Annotated in this window: 10 protein-coding genes and 1 tRNA gene; 6 read left to right on the top strand and 5 right to left on the bottom strand. The window is 70.4% G+C overall.

Translation table 11 applies throughout. The annotated features are described in order from the left end of the window. Positions 1-56: 56 nt before the first annotated feature. From AC3ETA_RS17010 to AC3ETA_RS17000, 3 genes are read right to left on the bottom strand one after another with little or no spacing between them, the layout of a single operon-like run. Positions 57-2,201, bottom strand: coding sequence for an acetate--CoA ligase family protein (locus tag AC3ETA_RS17010; RefSeq protein WP_432193731.1), 2,145 nt, complete (start codon positions 2,199-2,201; stop codon positions 57-59). Between the two features lie 4 nt (positions 2,202-2,205). Next, entirely contained in the window at positions 2,206-3,456 is a 1,251-nt protein-coding gene (frc, locus tag AC3ETA_RS17005) for a formyl-CoA transferase (RefSeq protein WP_432193719.1), read from the bottom strand. 10 nt (positions 3,457-3,466) lie between these two features. Then, complete coding sequence (locus AC3ETA_RS17000) at positions 3,467-5,164, bottom strand: thiamine pyrophosphate-binding protein (protein ID WP_432193718.1); 1,698 nt, start codon at positions 5,162-5,164, stop codon at positions 3,467-3,469. Positions 5,165-5,312: 148 nt separating this feature from the next. Between AC3ETA_RS17000 and sucC the strand changes: the two genes are divergently transcribed. The 3 genes from sucC (at position 5,313) to AC3ETA_RS16985 (ending at position 8,996) form a co-directional block, all read left to right on the top strand. Further along, positions 5,313-6,446: an ADP-forming succinate--CoA ligase subunit beta gene (sucC, locus tag AC3ETA_RS16995; RefSeq protein WP_432193717.1), complete on the top strand. Its 1,134-nt coding sequence runs from the start codon at positions 5,313-5,315 to the stop codon at positions 6,444-6,446. A gap of 14 nt (positions 6,447-6,460) precedes the next feature. After that, entirely contained in the window at positions 6,461-7,345 is an 885-nt protein-coding gene (gene sucD / locus AC3ETA_RS16990) for a succinate--CoA ligase subunit alpha (protein ID WP_432193716.1), read from the top strand. A gap of 109 nt (positions 7,346-7,454) precedes the next feature. Further along, positions 7,455-8,996 (top strand): aldehyde dehydrogenase family protein, encoded by a 1,542-nt coding sequence (locus tag AC3ETA_RS16985; RefSeq protein ID WP_432193715.1) that lies wholly within the window; start codon positions 7,455-7,457, stop codon positions 8,994-8,996. Positions 8,997-9,034: 38 nt separating this feature from the next. On the opposite strand, the gene AC3ETA_RS16980 is transcribed toward AC3ETA_RS16985, so the two are convergent. Beyond that, positions 9,035-10,366, bottom strand: coding sequence for a DUF2254 domain-containing protein (locus AC3ETA_RS16980; RefSeq protein ID WP_432193714.1), 1,332 nt, complete (start codon positions 10,364-10,366; stop codon positions 9,035-9,037). Between the two features lie 142 nt (positions 10,367-10,508). Here AC3ETA_RS16980 and AC3ETA_RS16975 point away from each other — a divergent pair. Continuing rightward, a tRNA-Leu gene (locus tag AC3ETA_RS16975) sits at positions 10,509-10,593 on the top strand. 375 nt (positions 10,594-10,968) lie between these two features. Further along, positions 10,969-13,581: a SpoIIE family protein phosphatase gene (locus AC3ETA_RS16970; RefSeq protein WP_432193713.1), complete on the top strand. Its 2,613-nt coding sequence runs from the start codon at positions 10,969-10,971 to the stop codon at positions 13,579-13,581. A gap of 84 nt (positions 13,582-13,665) precedes the next feature. On the opposite strand, the gene AC3ETA_RS16965 is transcribed toward AC3ETA_RS16970, so the two are convergent. Then, positions 13,666-14,547 carry an ABC transporter substrate-binding protein gene (locus AC3ETA_RS16965; protein WP_432193712.1) on the bottom strand — a complete coding sequence of 294 codons (882 nt, stop codon included), beginning with the start codon at positions 14,545-14,547 and terminating at the stop codon, positions 13,666-13,668. Between the two features lie 498 nt (positions 14,548-15,045). Between AC3ETA_RS16965 and fusA the strand changes: the two genes are divergently transcribed. Continuing rightward, positions 15,046-17,094: an elongation factor G gene (gene fusA, locus AC3ETA_RS16960; protein ID WP_432193711.1), complete on the top strand. Its 2,049-nt coding sequence runs from the start codon at positions 15,046-15,048 to the stop codon at positions 17,092-17,094. Positions 17,095-17,153 lie beyond the last annotated feature (59 nt).

Genomic DNA, 17,153 nt, shown 5'->3' with positions numbered 1-17,153 from the left:
CTCTCCCCTCCTCCCCCCCCCCCCCCCCCCCCCCCCCCCCCCCCCGCTGCCTCACCTCATGAACCGCCCCCCAACAGTCCTGCCGCCCGCGCCCAGCGGTACTTGGCGCCCAGCACGGCCACCGGCTTCTCGGTCGTGTACGGGTACGCCACGACCCCTCGCTCGTACAGGTACTGGCAGGCCTCCTCGACCTCCACGTCACCCGCGAGCGACGCGACGACGGGCTTCTGCACGCCGCGCTCCCGGAACTCGGCCACCACGCGCGCGGTGAGCTCCGCGAAGACCATCGGAGGAGTGACGATCGTGTGCCAGTAGCCCAGGACCAGCGCGTGGATGCGCGGGTCCTCCAGGCCGAGCCGGATCGTCGCCTCGTACGTCGACGGCGGCTCGCCACCGGTGATGTCGACCGGGTTGCCCGCCGCCCCGAAGGGCGGGATGAACTTCCGGAAGGCCTCGTCCAGGTCCGGCGGGATCTCCATCAGGGACAGGCCGTTGTCGGTGACGGCGTCCGAGAGCAGCACACCGCTGCCGCCGGCCCCCGTGATGATCACGACGTTGTCGCCCTTGGGAGCCGGCAGGACCGGCAGCCCGCGCGCGTACTCCAGCATGTCGTTCAGCCCGGGCGCCCGGATGACACCGGCCTGCTTCAGGATGTCCTCGTAGACCGCGTCGTCGCCGGCGAGGGCTCCGGTGTGCGACCCGGCGGCCTTCGCACCCGCGGCCGTACGGCCCGCCTTGAGGACGACGACCGGCTTCTTCGGCACGGTCGCCTGCGCGGCCTCGACGAACGCGCGCCCGTCCTTGAGGTCCTCCAGGTGCATGGCGATGCACTCGGTGTGCGGGTCCTCGCCGAACCAGGTCAGCAGGTCGTCCTCGTCCAGGTCCGACTTGTTGCCGAGGCCGACGATCGCCGACACGCCCGTCTTCGTGGTCCGCGCGAAGCCCAGGATGGCCATGCCGATGCCGCCGGACTGCGAGGTCAGCGCCACCCCGCCCTTGACGTCGTACGGCGTGCAGAACGTGGCACACAGGTCCTGCCACGTCGAGTAGTAGCCGTAGATGTTCGGACCGAGCAGCCGGATGCCGTGCCGCTCGGCGATGGCCACGATCTCCTCCTGGAGTTCGTGCTCACCGGTCTCCGCGAACCCGGAGGGGATCAGGACGGCGTTGGGGATCCCCTTGCGTCCCACCTCCTCCAGGGCCGAGGCCACGAACTTGGCGGGGATAGCGAAGACCGCCACATCCACCTCACCGGGAACGTCCGTGACACTCTTGTACGCCTTGCGGCCCTGAATGTCATCGGCCTTGGGGTTCACCGGATGGATGTCCCCGGCGAAACCACCGTCGATGAGGTTGCGCATGACCGAATTGCCGATCTTGCCCGGCTCGTTGGACGCGCCGATGACCGCGACCGACGACGGCTGCATCAGCCGGCGCATCGAGGTGAGGATCTCCTCGCGCGAGTAGCGCCGGCGCGGCTTCGCGGGCGCCTCGGAGAGGATCACGCGGATGTCGGCGGCGATCGCGCCCTGTGTGGTGGCGATCACCGGGTTGAGGTCCACCTCGGCGATCTCAGGGAAGTCCGCGACCAGCTGCGAAACCCGGCGGATCTGCTCGGCGATCGCCCACCGGTCCACGGCCGCCTGGCCGCGCACGCCGTGCAGGATCTCCGCCGACCGGATCGAATCCAGCATGGACAGCGCCTCGTCGGCGCTCACCGGCGCGAGCCGGAAGGTGATGTCCTTGAGGACCTCGACGAGGACTCCGCCGAGCCCGAAGGCGACCACCTTGCCGAACGTGGGGTCGGTGACCGCGCCGACGATCACCTCCTGCCCCTGCGGGAGCAGTTCCTGCACCTGGACGCCTTCGATGCGGGCCTGCGCGTCGTACGTCCGCGCGTTGTCGACGATCTTGTGGAACGCCGCCCGTACGTCCGTCGCGCCCTCGACACCGACGATCACGCCGCCCGCGTCCGTCTTGTGGAGGATGTCCGGCGAGACGATCTTCATCACCACGGGCCCGCCGAAGCGCGCCGCGTAGGCCACCGCCTCGTCGACGTCCGTCGCGAGCTCCTCGCCCGGTACGGCGATCCCGTATGCGTCGGCGATCACCTTGCCCTCGGGCGCGGTCAGCGCGGTTCGTCCCTCGGCCCGCACGGAGTCGAGGAGCGCCCGCACCCTGAGCTCGCGGTCTTCGGCCATCACGTCAGATCACTCCGTTCGACTTGAGCAGGCGCAGCTCCTCGTCACCGAGGCCGAGCTCGCCGATGTAGACCTGTTCGTTGTGCTCGCCGAGCAGGGGCGAACTGCTCACCTCGACCGGGGAGTCGGAGAGCTTGAGCGGGCTGCCGACGGTCACGAACTCGCCCCGCTCGGGGTGCGGCACGGTGACGACCATCTCGTTGTCGACCAGCGAGGAGTCCTCGATGATCTCCTTGGTCGAAAGGATCGGCCCGCACGGGATGTTGTGCGCGTTGAGCCGCTCCAGCACCTCCCACTTGGGCAGGGTCGAGGACCACTCCTCGATCAGCTGGAACATCTTGTTGAGCTTGGGCAGCCGGGCTTCCGGCGTCGACCACTCGGGGTCGTCGGCGAGTTCGGGCCGGCCGATGAGCTCGCTCATCGGCTTCCAGCCGACGGGCTGCACGATGACGTACACGTAGTCGTTCGGGCCGCCCGGCGCGCACTTGACCGCCCAGCCCGGCTGACCGCCGCCGGACGCGTTTCCCGAGCGGGGAACTTCGCTGCCGAAGTCCTCGTTGGGATATTCAGTGAGCGGCCCGTGTGTCAGGCGTTGCTGATCCCTCAGCTTCACCCGGCACAGGTTGAGTACAGCGTGCTGCATGGCCACGTTGACCCGCTGCCCACGCCCGGTGTTCTCGCGCTGGAACAGCGCCGCGAGAATCCCCGCGACGGCGTGCACACCGGTCCCCGAGTCCCCGATCTGGGCTCCGGTCGCCAGCGGCGGCCCGTCCTCGAAACCGGTGGTCGACATCGACCCGCCCATGGCCTGCGCGACGACCTCGTACGCCTTGAAGTTGGTGTACGGGCCTTCGCCGAACCCCTTGATGGAGGCGTAGACGATACGTGGATTGATCTCCTGGATGCGGTCCCAGGTGAAGCCCATCCGGTCGACCGCGCCCGGTCCGAAGTTCTCGACCATGACGTCGGAGCGCCGGATCAGCTCGGTGAGGATCTCCTTGCCGCGCTCGGTCTTGGTGTTGAGAGTGATGCTCCGCTTGTTGCAGTTGAGCATCGTGAAGTAGAGGGAGTCGACGTCCGGGAGGTCGCGCAACTGCTTGCGCGTGATGTCACCGGTCGGCGCCTCCAGCTTGACGACGTCCGCGCCGAGCCAGGCGAGCAACTGGGTCGCGGAGGGCCCGGACTGGACGTGGGTCATGTCCAGGACGCGGATGCCTTCGAGAGCCTTGGACGGAGTTCCCGTCGTGCCGGTCATGCAGGCCTCCTCACTTGTACATGGTCTGGTTCATGGTTCCGGGGGCGTAGGCGTCCGGGTCGACCCAGACGTTGATCAGCGACGGCTTGCCGGACTCGCGGGCGCGCCGCAGGGCGGGGCCGATGTCGGCGGGGTCACGGACCTCCTCGCCGTAACCGCCCAGCATCTGCGCGAACTTGTCGTAGTGGACGTCGCCGAGGGTGTTGCCGACGCGTTCGCGCTCCAGGCCGTACTTCTGGGCCTGGCCGTAACGGATCTGGTTCATCGAGGAGTTGTTGCCGACGATGCCGACGAAGGGGAGGTCGTAGCGGACGAGCGTCTCGAAGTCCCAGCCGGTGAGGGAGAACGCCCCGTCGCCGAAGAGTGCGACGACCTCCTTGTCGGGCCGCGCCTGCTTGGCCGCGAGCACGAACGGCACCCCGACGCCGAGCGTGCCCAGCGGGCCCGGGTCCATCCAGTGGCCCGGCGACTTGGGCTGCACGACCTGACCGGAGAAGGTGACGATGTCGCCGCCGTCGCCGATGTAGATCGAGTCCTCGGTGAGGAAGTCGTTGATCTCGCTGACCAGCCGGTACGGGTGGATCGGCGAGGCGTCCGACTTCAGGCTGGGCAGCCGCTTCTCCAGGGCGGTCTGCTCGGCCGCGCGCAGCTCGTCGAGCCACTCCTTGCGCTTGGACGCGCCGCCGTTGCTGTATCCGTTGAAAGCGTGCCCGGAGGCGGCCTCGGTGACCGACTTCAGCACCAGTCCGGCGTCGCCGACGATGCCGAGGTCGATGTCGCGGTTCTTGCCGACGGTGCGGTAGTCGAGGTCGATCTGCACGACGGTCGCGTCCGGGGACAGCCGCTTGCCGTAGCCCATGCGGAAGTCGAAGGGGGTGCCGACGATGACGATGACGTCGGCGCCTGAGAACGCGTACCGCCGTGACAGCTGGAAGTGGTGCGGGTCCCCGGGCGGCAGGGTGCCGCGGCCGGCGCCGTTCATGTAGGCGGGAATGTTGAGGGTGCGTACGAGCTCGATGGCCGCCTCGGTGCCACGTGTCGTCCACACCTGGCTGCCGAGCAGAATGGCTGGCTTCTCGGCGTGGACCAGCAGGTCGGCGAGCTTCTCGATCGCCTCGGGATCGCCGGCCGAGCGGGTGGAGGCACGGTAGGCCCCCTCCTTCGGCACACGCGCCTTGCTCACCGGCACCTTCGCGTCGAGCACGTCGCGCGGGATCTCCAGGAAGGAGGGCCCGGGCGCGCCGTGGTAGCACTCGCGGAACGCCATCGACACCATGTCCGCCGCGCGTGCCGTGTCCGGCACGGCCGCCGCGAACTTGGTGATCGGCGTCATCATGTCGACGTGCGGGAGGTCCTGGAGGGACCCCATCTTGTGCTGGGTGAGGGCGCCCTGGCCGCCGATGAGCAGCATCGGTGACTCGGCGCGGAAGGCGTTGGCGACACCGGTGACGGCGTCGGTGGTGCCCGGACCCGCGGTGACCACCGCGCATCCCGGCTTGCCGGTGAGACGGGCGTAGCCGTCGGCGGCGTGGGCGGCGACCTGCTCGTGACGGACGTCGACGACCTCGATGCCCTCGTCTACGCAGCCGTCGTAGATGTCGATGATGTGGCCGCCGCACAACGTGTAGATGCGGTCGACCCCCTCGGCCTTCAGCGCCTTGGCAACGAGATGACCACCGGAAATGACGTCCTGGGTGTCGTCGGGCATGGCGAAGTCCTGTCCCTTCGTAGGGGGGGGGTGGAACGGCTCTCGCGGTACATTGCATACAGTCGACGAATACTGTATGAACCTTGTTATCCCGCATCCGGTGGGTGGTGTCCAGGGGGCGTGCGGCACTTTTGAGTCAGGAGCCGGAATGGACCTGTACGAACACCAGGCAAGGGAACTTTTCGAAGAACACGGCATCTTGGTGCCGCGGGCGGAGGTGACGGACTCACCCAAGGAAGCCCGCGAGATGGCCCGCAGGCTCGGTGGCCGAGTCGTGGTCAAGGCGCAGGTGAAGACCGGTGGCCGCGGCAAGGCCGGCGGCGTGAAGGTGGCCGCGGACCCGGCGTCCGCGGAGATCACGGCCCGTCAGATCCTCGGCATGGACATCAAGGGCCACACCGTCGGCAAGGTGATGCTGGCCCAGCCCGTGGACATCGAGACCGAGTTCTACGTGTCCTACGTACTCGACCGTGCGGCGGGCGGCTTCCTCGCCATCGCCTCCGCCGAGGGCGGCATGGAGATCGAGGAGGTCGCCGCCACCCGGCCCGAGGCCGTGGCCCGTATCCCCATCGACCCGGCAGAGGGCGTGACCTCGGCGAAGGCCGGCGAGATCGCCGCGGCGGCCGGCCTGCCACCGCAGACCGTCGACGTGCTCGTCAGACTCTGGGAGGTACTGGTCCGCGAGGACGCGCTCCTGGTCGAGGTCAACCCGCTCGTGCGCACCGAACAGGGCCAGATCCTCGCCCTCGACGGCAAGGTCACCCTCGACGACAACGCCCGCTTCCGGCAGGCCCGGTGGGGGGCCGAGGGCGTCGAGCACGATGACGCGCTGGAGGCGGCGGCCGCGGCCAAGGGCCTCAACTACGTCAAGCTCGACGGCGAGGTCGGCATCATCGGCAACGGCGCGGGCCTTGTCATGTCGACCCTCGACGTCGTCGCCGGCTGCGGCGCCCGCCCCGCCAACTTCCTCGACATCGGCGGCGGCGCCTCGGCCCAGATCATGGCCGACGGACTCTCCGTCATCCTCTCCGACCCGGACGTGAAGTCCGTCTTCGTCAACGTGTTCGGCGGCATCACCGCCTGCGACGCGGTCGCCGACGGCATCGTGCAGGCCCTGGACAGCGTCCAGTTGACCAAGCCGCTCGTCGTCCGCCTCGACGGCAACAACGCCGCCCGTGGTCGCGCCATCCTCGACGGCCGCGCCCACCCCCTGGTCCAGCAGGCCACCACCATGGACGGCGCCGCGCTGCGAGCCGCCCGACTCGCCTCCGCCACAGCCTGAGGAGACACGACGACATGGCGATCTATCTCACCAAGGAGAGCAAGGTCCTCATCCAGGGCATGACCGGCGGCGAGGGCATGAAGCACACCAGGCGCATGATTGCCGCCGGCACGAACGTCGTCGGCGGCGTCAACCCGCGCAAGGCCGGCCGCACCGTCGACTTCGACGATCGCGCCGTCCCCGTCTTCGGCTCGGTCGCCGACGGCATGCGCGCGACCGGCGCCGACGTCACCGTGGTCTTCGTGCCGCCCGCCTTCGCCAAGGCGGCCGTCGTAGAGGCGGCCGACGCCGGCATCGGACTCGCCGTCGTGATCACCGAAGGGATCCCCGTCCACGACTCCGTCGCCTTCACCTCCCACGCGAAGGCACGCGGCACCCGCGTCATCGGCCCCAACTGCCCCGGCCTGATCACCCCCGGCCAGGCCAACGCGGGCATCATCCCCGCCGACATCACCAAGCCCGGCCGTATCGGGCTGGTCTCCAAGTCCGGCACGCTCACCTACCAACTGATGTACGAGCTCCGCGACATCGGCTTCTCCACCTGTGTCGGCATCGGCGGCGACCCCGTCGTCGGCACGACCCACATCGACTGCCTGGCCGCCTTCCAGGACGATCCCGACACCGAACTCATCGTCCTGATCGGCGAGATCGGCGGCGACGCCGAGGAACGCGCGGCCGCCTACATCCGCGACCACGTCACCAAGCCGGTCGTCGGCTACATCGCCGGCTTCACCGCGCCCGAGGGCAAGACGATGGGGCACGCGGGCGCGATCGTGTCCGGCTCGTCCGGCACGGCGGCGGCGAAGCAGGAAGCGCTGGAGTCGGCCGGCGTGGGAGTCGGCAGCACGCCCACCGAGACCGCCCGTCTGGTGCTGGACCGCCTGGGCGCCGAGGCGTGACGTCACTCATAGTCGGCCTGAGGTCACTTTCAGGAGTTGCCGCAGGCCGCTAACTTCCGCCGCAGCCATCAACGACCGCCCCCGACTGTGCACCGAGAGCGGAGCCCCCATGGCAACCACCCTCACCCTCAAATCAGGCACCTCCTGGGCAGACGCCTGGCAGCGCTGCCTGACCGTCGCCCCGGAGGCCTTCCGGGACGACCGTGTCCTCAACCTCTGGAACTGCACCTGGCAGGCCGACGGCCGCGCCCTGCCCGCCATCAGCCCCGTCGACGGCAGCCCGATCGCCGGCCCGCCGCGCCTGGACGGGGACACCGCCCACCAGGCCGTACGCGCCTCGCTCGACCAGCACCGCGCGTGGCGGCACATCCCGCTGGAGGAACGCCGGGCACGCGTCGCGGCGACCCTCGACGCCCTGACCCAGCACCGTGAACTGCTCGCCCTGCTGCTCGTCTGGGAGATCGGCAAGCCCTGGCGGCTCGCGCAGGCGGACGTCGACCGGGCCATCGACGGCGTGCGCTGGTACGTCGACGGCATCGAGCCGATGGTCGCCGGCCGGGCCCCGCTGAACGGGCCGGTCTCCAACATCGCCAGCTGGAACTACCCGATGAGCGTGCTCGTTCACGCAGTGTTGGTACAAGCACTGGCGGGCAACGCGGTCATCGCCAAGACCCCGACCGACGGCGGTGTCGCCTGTCTGACCCTGGCCTGCGCGCTCGCCACCCGCGAAGGCATACCGGTCACCCTCGTCAGCGGCAGCGGCGGCGAGCTGTCCCAGGCGCTGGTGCGGGCGCCCGAGATCGGCTGCGTCTCCTTCGTCGGCGGCCGCGACACCGGCGCCGCGGTGGCCACAGCCGTCGCCGACCTCGGCAAACGACATGTACTGGAACAGGAGGGACTCAACACCTGGGGCATCTGGAACCACACCGACTGGGACGCGCTCACCGCGGTCATCCCCAAGCTCTTCGACTACGGCAAACAGCGCTGCACGGCGTACCCGCGCTTCGTCGTCCAACGTGAGCTGTTCGACGAGTTCCTGGCGGCCTACCTGCCGGCGGTGCGCACGCTCAAGGTCGGGCACCCCCTGGCCGTCGAGCAGCGCAACGACCCCTGTCCGCGGCTGGACTTCGGGCCGGTGATCAACGCCGCCAAGGCCAAGGAACTGCACGACCAGGTCGCCGAGGCGATCGACCGCGGCGCCGTCCCGCTGCACCGGGGCGACGTGTCCGCCGCGCGTTTCCTGCCAGGCCAGGACACCTCGGCGTACGTCCAGCCTGTCACCCTTCTGAACCCGCCGCCGTCCTCGCCGCTCCATCACGCGGAGCCGTTCGGCCCGGTCGACACCATCGTCCTGGTCGACACGGAGGCGGAGCTGCTGGCGGCGATGAACGCCTCCAACGGCGCGCTGGTCGCCACGCTGTCCACGGACGACCCCGCGACGTACGAGCGACTCGCCCCGCAGATCCGCGCGTTCAAGGTCGGTCACGGCAAGCCACGCTCGCGCGGTGACCGTGACGAGCTGTTCGGCGGGTTCGGCGCGTCCTGGCGCGGCGCGTTCGTCGGCGGCGAGCTGCTGGTGCGCGCGGTGACACAGGGGCCGGCGGGGGAGAGGCTGCCCGGGAACTTCCCGGAGTACCAGCTCCTTCCCTGAGCAAAGGACCCCGGGGCATCGGCCGGCCGCTGAACCGGTCAGCCGATGCCCTGCCGGTCCGGGCGCAGCGCGAACGCGCGGTCCGTCGGGTTCGGGGCGGACTCGTCGATCGCCTGGTGGAGCAGTTCGCGGTGCCGCAGCAGCGGCTCCCGGCGATCCGCACGGGCGAGCAGCAGCAGGTCGTCCAGACCGGCCAGCATGCGGCGCGACACCTGCGGGTTCCCGAGGGCGCATCGGCGCACCTCGGTGAACCCGAGATCCACCAGCTCGGTCCACCCCGGCACGGGCTGCACCAGCCTCACGGTCCCGCCCCGGTCCCGGTGCAGTGAGACATCCAATGGTTGCCGGGACAGCGCCGCCAGGAACTGCACGATGCGATCCAGCGCCTGCACGGCTGTCGTCGGATCGTTGATCCCGGGCGACAGGGCACGCAGCGCGATGTCGCACAACTGCCGCAGCCCGAAACCGAGATCCTGGTGGTACGTCCGCTCCACCCCGACGGAAGTGGTGTAGCGCAGTGCGCCGGGCGGCGGGGCCGCGCCGCCGTGGACCGCCAGCAGGGGCGTCCCGGGCACCACGAAGTCCCCGATCCTCGGGATCAGCCGCAGCACGACGCCATGTCTTCGGGCCACCCGCACCAGCCGTGCGATGTGCACGTCCCGCAACACCCCGGCCCGGCCCTCGTGGGGCACCCACGCCGTCGCGGGGCCGGGTTCGGGCGTGTCCGCTCCGCTCGCGGGCGGGGGCATCGAAGCGATCGCCCGGAACGACTCGGTGGCGATCCGCGCGATCACATGGCTGATCCGCATCAGCCGCAGGGTGGAGTTCACGTACAGCACGAAGAGCAGCAGGCTCAGCGCGACCATGCAGAGCGTGAGGATCGACTGCACCAGGGGCAGCGTCGTCACGTTCCTGGGGTCGTCGGCGGTGTCGAAGGCGGTCAGCACCAGCAGGGTCAGCACGAAGGTGGCCAGGAAGACCGCGAAGGTCGCCTTGGTGATCCGGCTGCGGACGAAGAGCCGCACCACACGCGGGGTGAACTGCCCGCTCGCCATCTGCACGGCCACCAGCGAGATGCTGAAGACCACGCCGATGAAGGTCATCATCGCCGACCCGACGGCGCTCACCACCACCTTCGCGTCCCCCGCGAACCGCAGCAGCTCGTCGAGGGCCTCGTAGTCGCCCTCGTCCCGCAGCGCGTCCACGATGGCCGTGTCGAGCGCCTGCGCCCCCAGCCAGACCACGAAGACACTCACCATCGCGGCGGTCGGGGCGAACCAGAACGTGTCCCGCAGATGCTCCCTGAGGGGCGACAGCGCACGCGGGCGACGGCCCACAGGAGGGCTCTGCGTAACCAACCAGTCACTCATGGTGCGACCCTAGGCGTATCGGAGCGGGAGGTCCCGGACCCCCGCCCTGTCGAAGGAAACGCAGGTGAAAGGCGCTCCGAAAGCTTGGTATTGTTGTCCACGTCGCCGAGGGGGGCACCCCCGGCAAGGCGGCAGACACCTGGTCCGGGTGGCGGAATGGCAGACGCGCTAGCTTGAGGTGCTAGTGCCCTTTATCGGGCGTGGGGGTTCAAGTCCCCCCTCGGACACTTTCGATCGACTCCAGTACCTCCGCATGGTTCTCATGCGGAGGGCTTTCGCTTTTCCGGGGTACTGCGGCCCGCCTCGAACTGTTCTGAGCCGCGCCCGTCTACTCGGTCACTGATACTGAGGAAATGGGCAAACTTGGGCGATACGCCCCAGCGAGCCGCCGGGGCGACCACGTGCCACCGAAGGCCGGGCCACCGGAAGCCGGTCCGACGCCCGGGCCGTCAGGAGCCGGTCCGACGGCCGGGCGACCGGAACCCGGTCCGGAAGCAGGGCCACCGGAAGCCGGTCCGACGGCCCCTCGCCCTTCGGTCGGCCGACGTCTGCTGTCGCTGCGGAAGCCGCGCAGCGTCGCCGGTCAGGTCTTCCTGCTGCAATTGGTCGTCGTCCTGCTGCTCATCGCCACGGCCGTGACAGCGCTGGTGATCCAGGACCGCAACCGTGCGATCCAGGAAGCCAAGGACCGGTCACTGGTGGCGGCCGAGTCGTTCGCGAACGCCCGGGGCACCGCGGAGGCGATGCAGAGCGACGACCCGACGGCGGAACTCCAGCCGCATGCCGAGGCGGTGCGCAAGAAGACCGGCGTCGACTACGTCGTGGCGCTGAGCCCCTACGGCTTCCGGTGGACCCACCCGGACACGGACCAGATCGGGAAGCACGTCTCCACCTCCTACGGTCAGGCGCTCGAAGGCGAGCCCCACCAGACCACGTTCGACAGCAGTCTGGGGAAGGCGGTCGACTCGACGGTGGCCGTCTTCGACGACAAGGGAACCGCGGTCGGGCTCGTCACCGTGGGCGTCACGGTCGACAAGGTGACCAGCGTGGTGCAGCATCAGCTGCCGGTGATCTTCGCCGCCGGAGGTGTCGCGCTGCTGCTGGCCGCGGGTGGGTCGGCACTGGTCAGCGGGCGTCTGCGGCGTCAGACCCGGGGCCTTGGGCCGGTGGAGATGACCCGCATGTACGAGCACCACGACGCGGTGCTGCACGCGGTCCGTGAAGGCGTGATCATCCTGGACGGCGACGGAAGGCTGCTGCTGGTCAACGACGAGGCGCGCCGGCTGCTCGCACTGCCGCCGGAGGTCGAGGGCAGGCCGGTCACCGGACTCGGTCTGAGCCCCGCCCTGGCCGGACTGCTGGGATCGGGCCGGGCGGCCACCGACAAGGTCTTCCTGGCCGGGGACACCCTGCTCGCGGTCAACGTGCGGCCGGTGGGCCCGAAGGAGGGCAGCGTGGCCACCCTGCGGGACACCACCGAGCTGCGCGCCCTCGCGGGCCGGGCGGACGTGGCGGGCGGGCGCCTGCAACTGCTCTACGAGGCCAGTACACGGATCGGTACCACCCTCGGCATGAAGCGCACCGCCGAGGAGCTGACCGAGGTGACGGTCCCGCGCTTCGCCGACTTCGCCACCGTCGAGCTGGCGGAGCCCGTGCTGCAAGGTGGTGAACCGACGGGGGTCAGTACGGCGATGCGCCACATCGCAGCCGCGGGCATCCGGCAGGACGCGCCCCTGCACCCCGTCGGGACGCTGGTGAGCTACGCGCCCGGCAACCCCGTGGCCACCGGTATGACCACCGGTCGGCCGGTCCTGGTGGCGCACCTCGCCTCCGCCGACGAATGGCGGGCCCAGGACCCGGAGCGGGCCCGGCAGATCATCGCGTACGGCATCCACTCCATGATCTCGGTGCCGCTCCAGGCTCGGGGCCAACTGCTGGGAGTCGTGGAGTTCTGGCGTTCGGACCAGGACCCCTTCGAACCGGACGACGTGTCGCCCGCCGAGGAACTCGCCACCCGGGCGGCCGTGTGCATCGACAACGCGCGCCGCTACACCCGCGAGCACACCACGGCCGTCACCCTCCAGCGCAGTCTGCTGCCCGGCGCGCTCCCCGAACTGTCCGCCCTGGAGGTCGGGCACCGGTATCTGCCCGCCCAGGCGGGGGTGGGCGGCGACTGGTACGACGTGATCCCGCTGCCGGGGGCCCGGGTGGCCCTGGTGGTCGGCGACGTGGTCGGACACGGTCTGCACGCCGCCGCGACGATGGGTCGCCTGAGGACCGCGGTGCACAACTTCGCCGCCCTGGACCTGCCTCCGGACGAGCTTCTCGCGCAGCTGGACGACCTGATCGCCAGAATCGACCAGGACGCGGCGGCCGAGGGCAAGACCGAGGCCGTCACCGGTGCCACCTGCCTGTATGCGGTCTACGATCCGGTCTCCGGGCAGTGTGTCGTCGCCCGGGCCGGTCACCCCGGTCCGGCGCTGGTCGCGCCCGACGGCTCCGTGACCTTCCCCGACATCCCCGTCGCCCCGCCACTCGGCGTGGGAGGAGGTCTGCCGGGTGAGAAGGCCGTGCTCCGGCTGGCCGCCGACAGCCGGCTGGTGCTCTACACCGACGGCCTGGTCGAGGCCCGGGGCCGAGACATCGACGTAGGGCTCGACATGCTGAGGGAGGCGCTGGCCGCTACGCACGGTGCCACCCTGGACGGCACCTGCCAGGCGGTGCTCGACGCGATGCTGCGCACCAGGCCGAGTGACGACGTCGCCCTGCTCGTCGCACGCACGCGGCTGCTCGACCGGGATCAGGTCGCGGAGTGGGAGGTGCCCGAGGACCCCGCGGCCGTCGCCCGGATCCGCGCCGAGGCCACCCTGAGGCTCGAGGCCTGGGGGCTCGGAGAGGCGGCCTTCACGACCGAGCTGATCCTCAGCGAACTCGTGACGAACGCCATCCGGTACGGGAAGAGTCCCATCAGGCTGCGGCTGCTGCGCGACCAGGACGCCCTGACCTGCGAGGTCGGCGACGGCACCAGCACCTCCCCGCACCTGCGCCGCGCGACCTTGACCGACGAAGGGGGCCGTGGTCTGTTCCTCGTCGCGCAGCTGTCCCGCCATTGGGGGACCCGGTACACCGACCGGGGCAAGATCATCTGGGCCGAGCAGGCGATCGACGGCGGAGCCGCCGGCGACCTGAACGGTCTTTCGGCGGCGGGCCTGTGAAGCGGGACGGAAACCGGGCCGCCGTACGTCCCGGTGCACGCACCGGACCGCCGTACGTCCCGGTGTGTGCGGGATGCGGAGCGTTCAGGAGCCGTCGTCGACCGTGATGTACGGGATCTTGGCCGGGTCCTGGCCGAAAGCGGCCCCGAGATAGACGGCCGACAGTTTGGCGAGCGTCCCGTCGTGGATCAACTGTCTGATGATCCGGTCCAGTTCGTCCCTGTTGGGCGACCCCGTCGGGTACAGGGCGCCATAACCCTGGTCGGTCCTGTACTGGCCCACCAGGCTCACCCTGCTTCCCGGCTTCTGGGGATACGCCAGCAGAATGGTCGTGTCGTGGATGACCGCGTCGATCCGTCCCTCCTCCAGCGCCGTGATCATCTCCGGGTCGTTGGCGAAGGCGGTGACGGGCTCGGTCGGCTTGATGCGGTCCTCGACGAACTCCTCGCCCGTCGTGCCCTCGGCCACTCCGATCCGGACGTCGCGGACGTTGTCCTGGTTGATCTTCTCGCCCTCCCTGATCAGCAGGCCCAGGGTCGAGGACAGATAGGGCGGGGAGAACTCGGCGACCTTGCTCCGTTCCGGGGTGATCGTGATCTGCGCCAGGGCCAGGTCGAAGTCCGTCGTCCGGCCGGACACCACCTCCGGGAACGGGGCGTTCTTCACCTCGACCCGGTCGAGTCCGGACCGGTACGCGATGTTGGCGGCCATGCAGTACTCGTAGCCGCTCTTGACGGACTGCGGCGTGTCACCGTTCCACCAGCCGGGTGCGGGCAGGGTCGTCTTGACCGTGAGTGCGCCCGCCGTCTCGGGCGAGAGGTGGAACTCCCCGTGATGTCCCGAGACCGGGCAGTCGCCGTAGTGGGCGTTCGACGACTGCGACCCGCCCTCGTCGCACGCCGATGTCGCGACGATGAACGCCCCGCTGACAGCCAGAGAGACGATCGCTGCCGCGGCGCGCATCATTGCACCTCCGGTAGGGGCATACTCCTCAATTCACGATAAATCACCCAGGACCATACGACCGCAATGGCCACGTGGGAGGACTCGGGGCACGTGTGTCGGGCCGCGCACGGGACGTGGCTCCTCGGCGCTCCGCTGCGCCTGGTCGAGGGACCCGTCGGAAATTCCGTGGCCCCGTCGCCCCGCCTCTCCCTACACTCACCACGACATCGTGACCAGTGGAGGGAGCCCGGCCGTGCGTGAACACGTCGCTGTCGCCGTTCCCCGTTCCCGGTCCTTCCGGTCCGAGGTGATCCTGGTGTCTTCGTCCTCCCGGTGCCCGCTGCGCGGCCGGTACCGGATGTCCGTGACGAACCTCTGACAGCGCCCGAGCACCTCGACCTCCCTGCCCCGGCACATTTCTGACGGGCGGCGGGTCCTGCTCGCGTGCGCCCACGCACCGTCGTCCGGGAATCGCGCTGACCCCTTTCCGTTTCCGGAACATCCGAAAGGCCAAGGGCCGTGCGCACCAACCGAAACAGCCTCGCCGTCGTCCGCAACCTCGGCATCCTCGCCCACGTCGACGCGGGCAAGACCACCGTCACCGAACGGATCCTGTACGCCACCGGGACCACGCACAAGCGCGGCGAGGTCCACGACGGCACCACCGTCACCGACTTCGACCCGCAGGAGCGCGACCGGGGGATCACCATCTTCGCCGCGGCCGTGAGCTGCGCCTGGGACGGTCACCGCATCAACCTCATCGACACCCCCGGTCACGTCGACTTCGCCGACGAGGTCGAGCGTGCGCTGCGCGTACTGGACGGCGCGGTCGCCGTGTTCGACGCCGTCGCCGGGGTCGAACCGCAGAGCGAGTCCGTGTGGCGGCAGGCGGACCGGCACGGTGTGCCGAGGATCGCCTTCGTCAACAAGCTGGACCGCGCCGGAGCGGACCTGGACGGAGCCGTGGAGTCGATCAGGGCACGGCTGCATCCGACGCCGCTGGTCGTGCAGTTGCCCATCGGCACGGAGGACGGCTTCCGCGGTGTCGTGGACCTCGTACGGATGCGGGCGCTGGTCTGGGCCGACGGCGCCGACGCGTTCGTGGAAGAGGAAGTGCCGGGAAAGCTGCGGGAGGAGGCGCAGCGGCGTCGGCGGTTGCTGGAGGAGGCCGTCGCCGAACTGCACGCGGGCGCGCTGGAGGAGTTCTGCGCACGGTCGGCGGTCTCGCCCGGGACGCTGGCCGGTGCTCTGCGAGAGCTGACCCGCACGGGTGAGGGCGTGGTCGTGCTGTGCGGCTCGGCCTACCGCAACCGTGGTGTCGAGCCGTTGCTCGACGCGGTCGTGGCGTATCTGCCGTCACCGCTCGACGTGCCTGCCGTACACGGCGCGCACGACGGCGCCGACGTGGAGCGGCCCGCCGATCCGGCGGCGCCGTTCGCCGGGCTGGCGTTCAAGGTGAGCGCGACGCCGACCGGCCGGCTGACGTATCTGCGGGTGTACTCGGGAACGATCGCGAAGGGAGACACCGTGCTGGACGCGGCTGCGGGGCGCACCGAGCGGATCGGGCGGATCCTGCGGGTGCAGGCCGACCGTCACGCCCAGGTGGACGTGGCCCTGGCCGGGGACATCGTGGCCGTCGTCGGTCTGAAGTCGGCCCGCGCGGGCTCCACGCTCTGTGCGCCGGGCGCGCCGCTCGTCCTCGAACCGCCCGGCGTGGCCGAGCCGGTGGTGTCGGTCGCGGTCGAGACCCGCAGGTCCACGGACACCGACCGGCTGGCCTCCGCACTGGCCCGGCTGGCGGAGGAGGACCCGTCGCTGGTCGTGCGGACCGACGCCGAGACCGGGCAGACGCTGCTGTCCGGGATGGGAGAACTGCATCTGGAGGTCGCGGTGGAGAAGATCCGGCGGGAGGCCGGGCTGGACGTCAACGTCGGCCGCCCCAGGGTGTCGTACCGCGAGACCGTCGGACGGGGCGTGACCGGCTTCGTCTTCCGGCACGTCAAACAGGACGGCGGCGCGGGCCAGTTCGCGCACGTCGTGCTCGACGTCGAGCCCCTGGAGACGGGGTCCGGCTTCGAGTTCCGCTCGGCCGTCGTCGGCGGCCGGGTGCCGCAGGAGTACGTCCGTGCCGTGGAGGCCGGGTGCCGGGACGCCCTCGGTGACGGCCCGCTCGGCGGTCACCCGGTGACCGGGCTGCGCGTCACCCTCACGGACGGGGCGACCCATGTGAAGGACTCCTCCGACACCGCCTTCCGCACGGCCGGCCGCCTCGGCCTGCGCGACGCCCTGCGCTCCTGCGCGATGGTCCTGCTGGAGCCGGTCGTGGAGGTCTCGGTCACCGTGCCGGACGACGCCGTCGGCAGCGTGCTCGGCGACCTGGCGGCCCGTCGCGGCCGGGTCTCCGGCTCGGTCACCCGGGCGGGCGCGACGGCCGTCACGGCGACCGTTCCGCTGGCCGAACTCTTCGGCTACGCGACACGGTTGCGCAGCCGGACCCAGGGCCGCGGCACCTTCACGGCCCGGCCGACGGGGTATGCGCCGGCACCGGTGACGGCACCGGCCCGGTGACCGACGGGTACGGCCCCACTCGTACGCGGGTGGGGCCGTACCCGTGCGCGGCCTCTGGC

The organism is Streptomyces sp. bgisy027 (genome assembly GCF_057710365.1).
The sequence above is the reverse complement of the archived record's forward strand: the minus strand, read 5'-3'. Positions and strand labels throughout refer to the sequence as shown.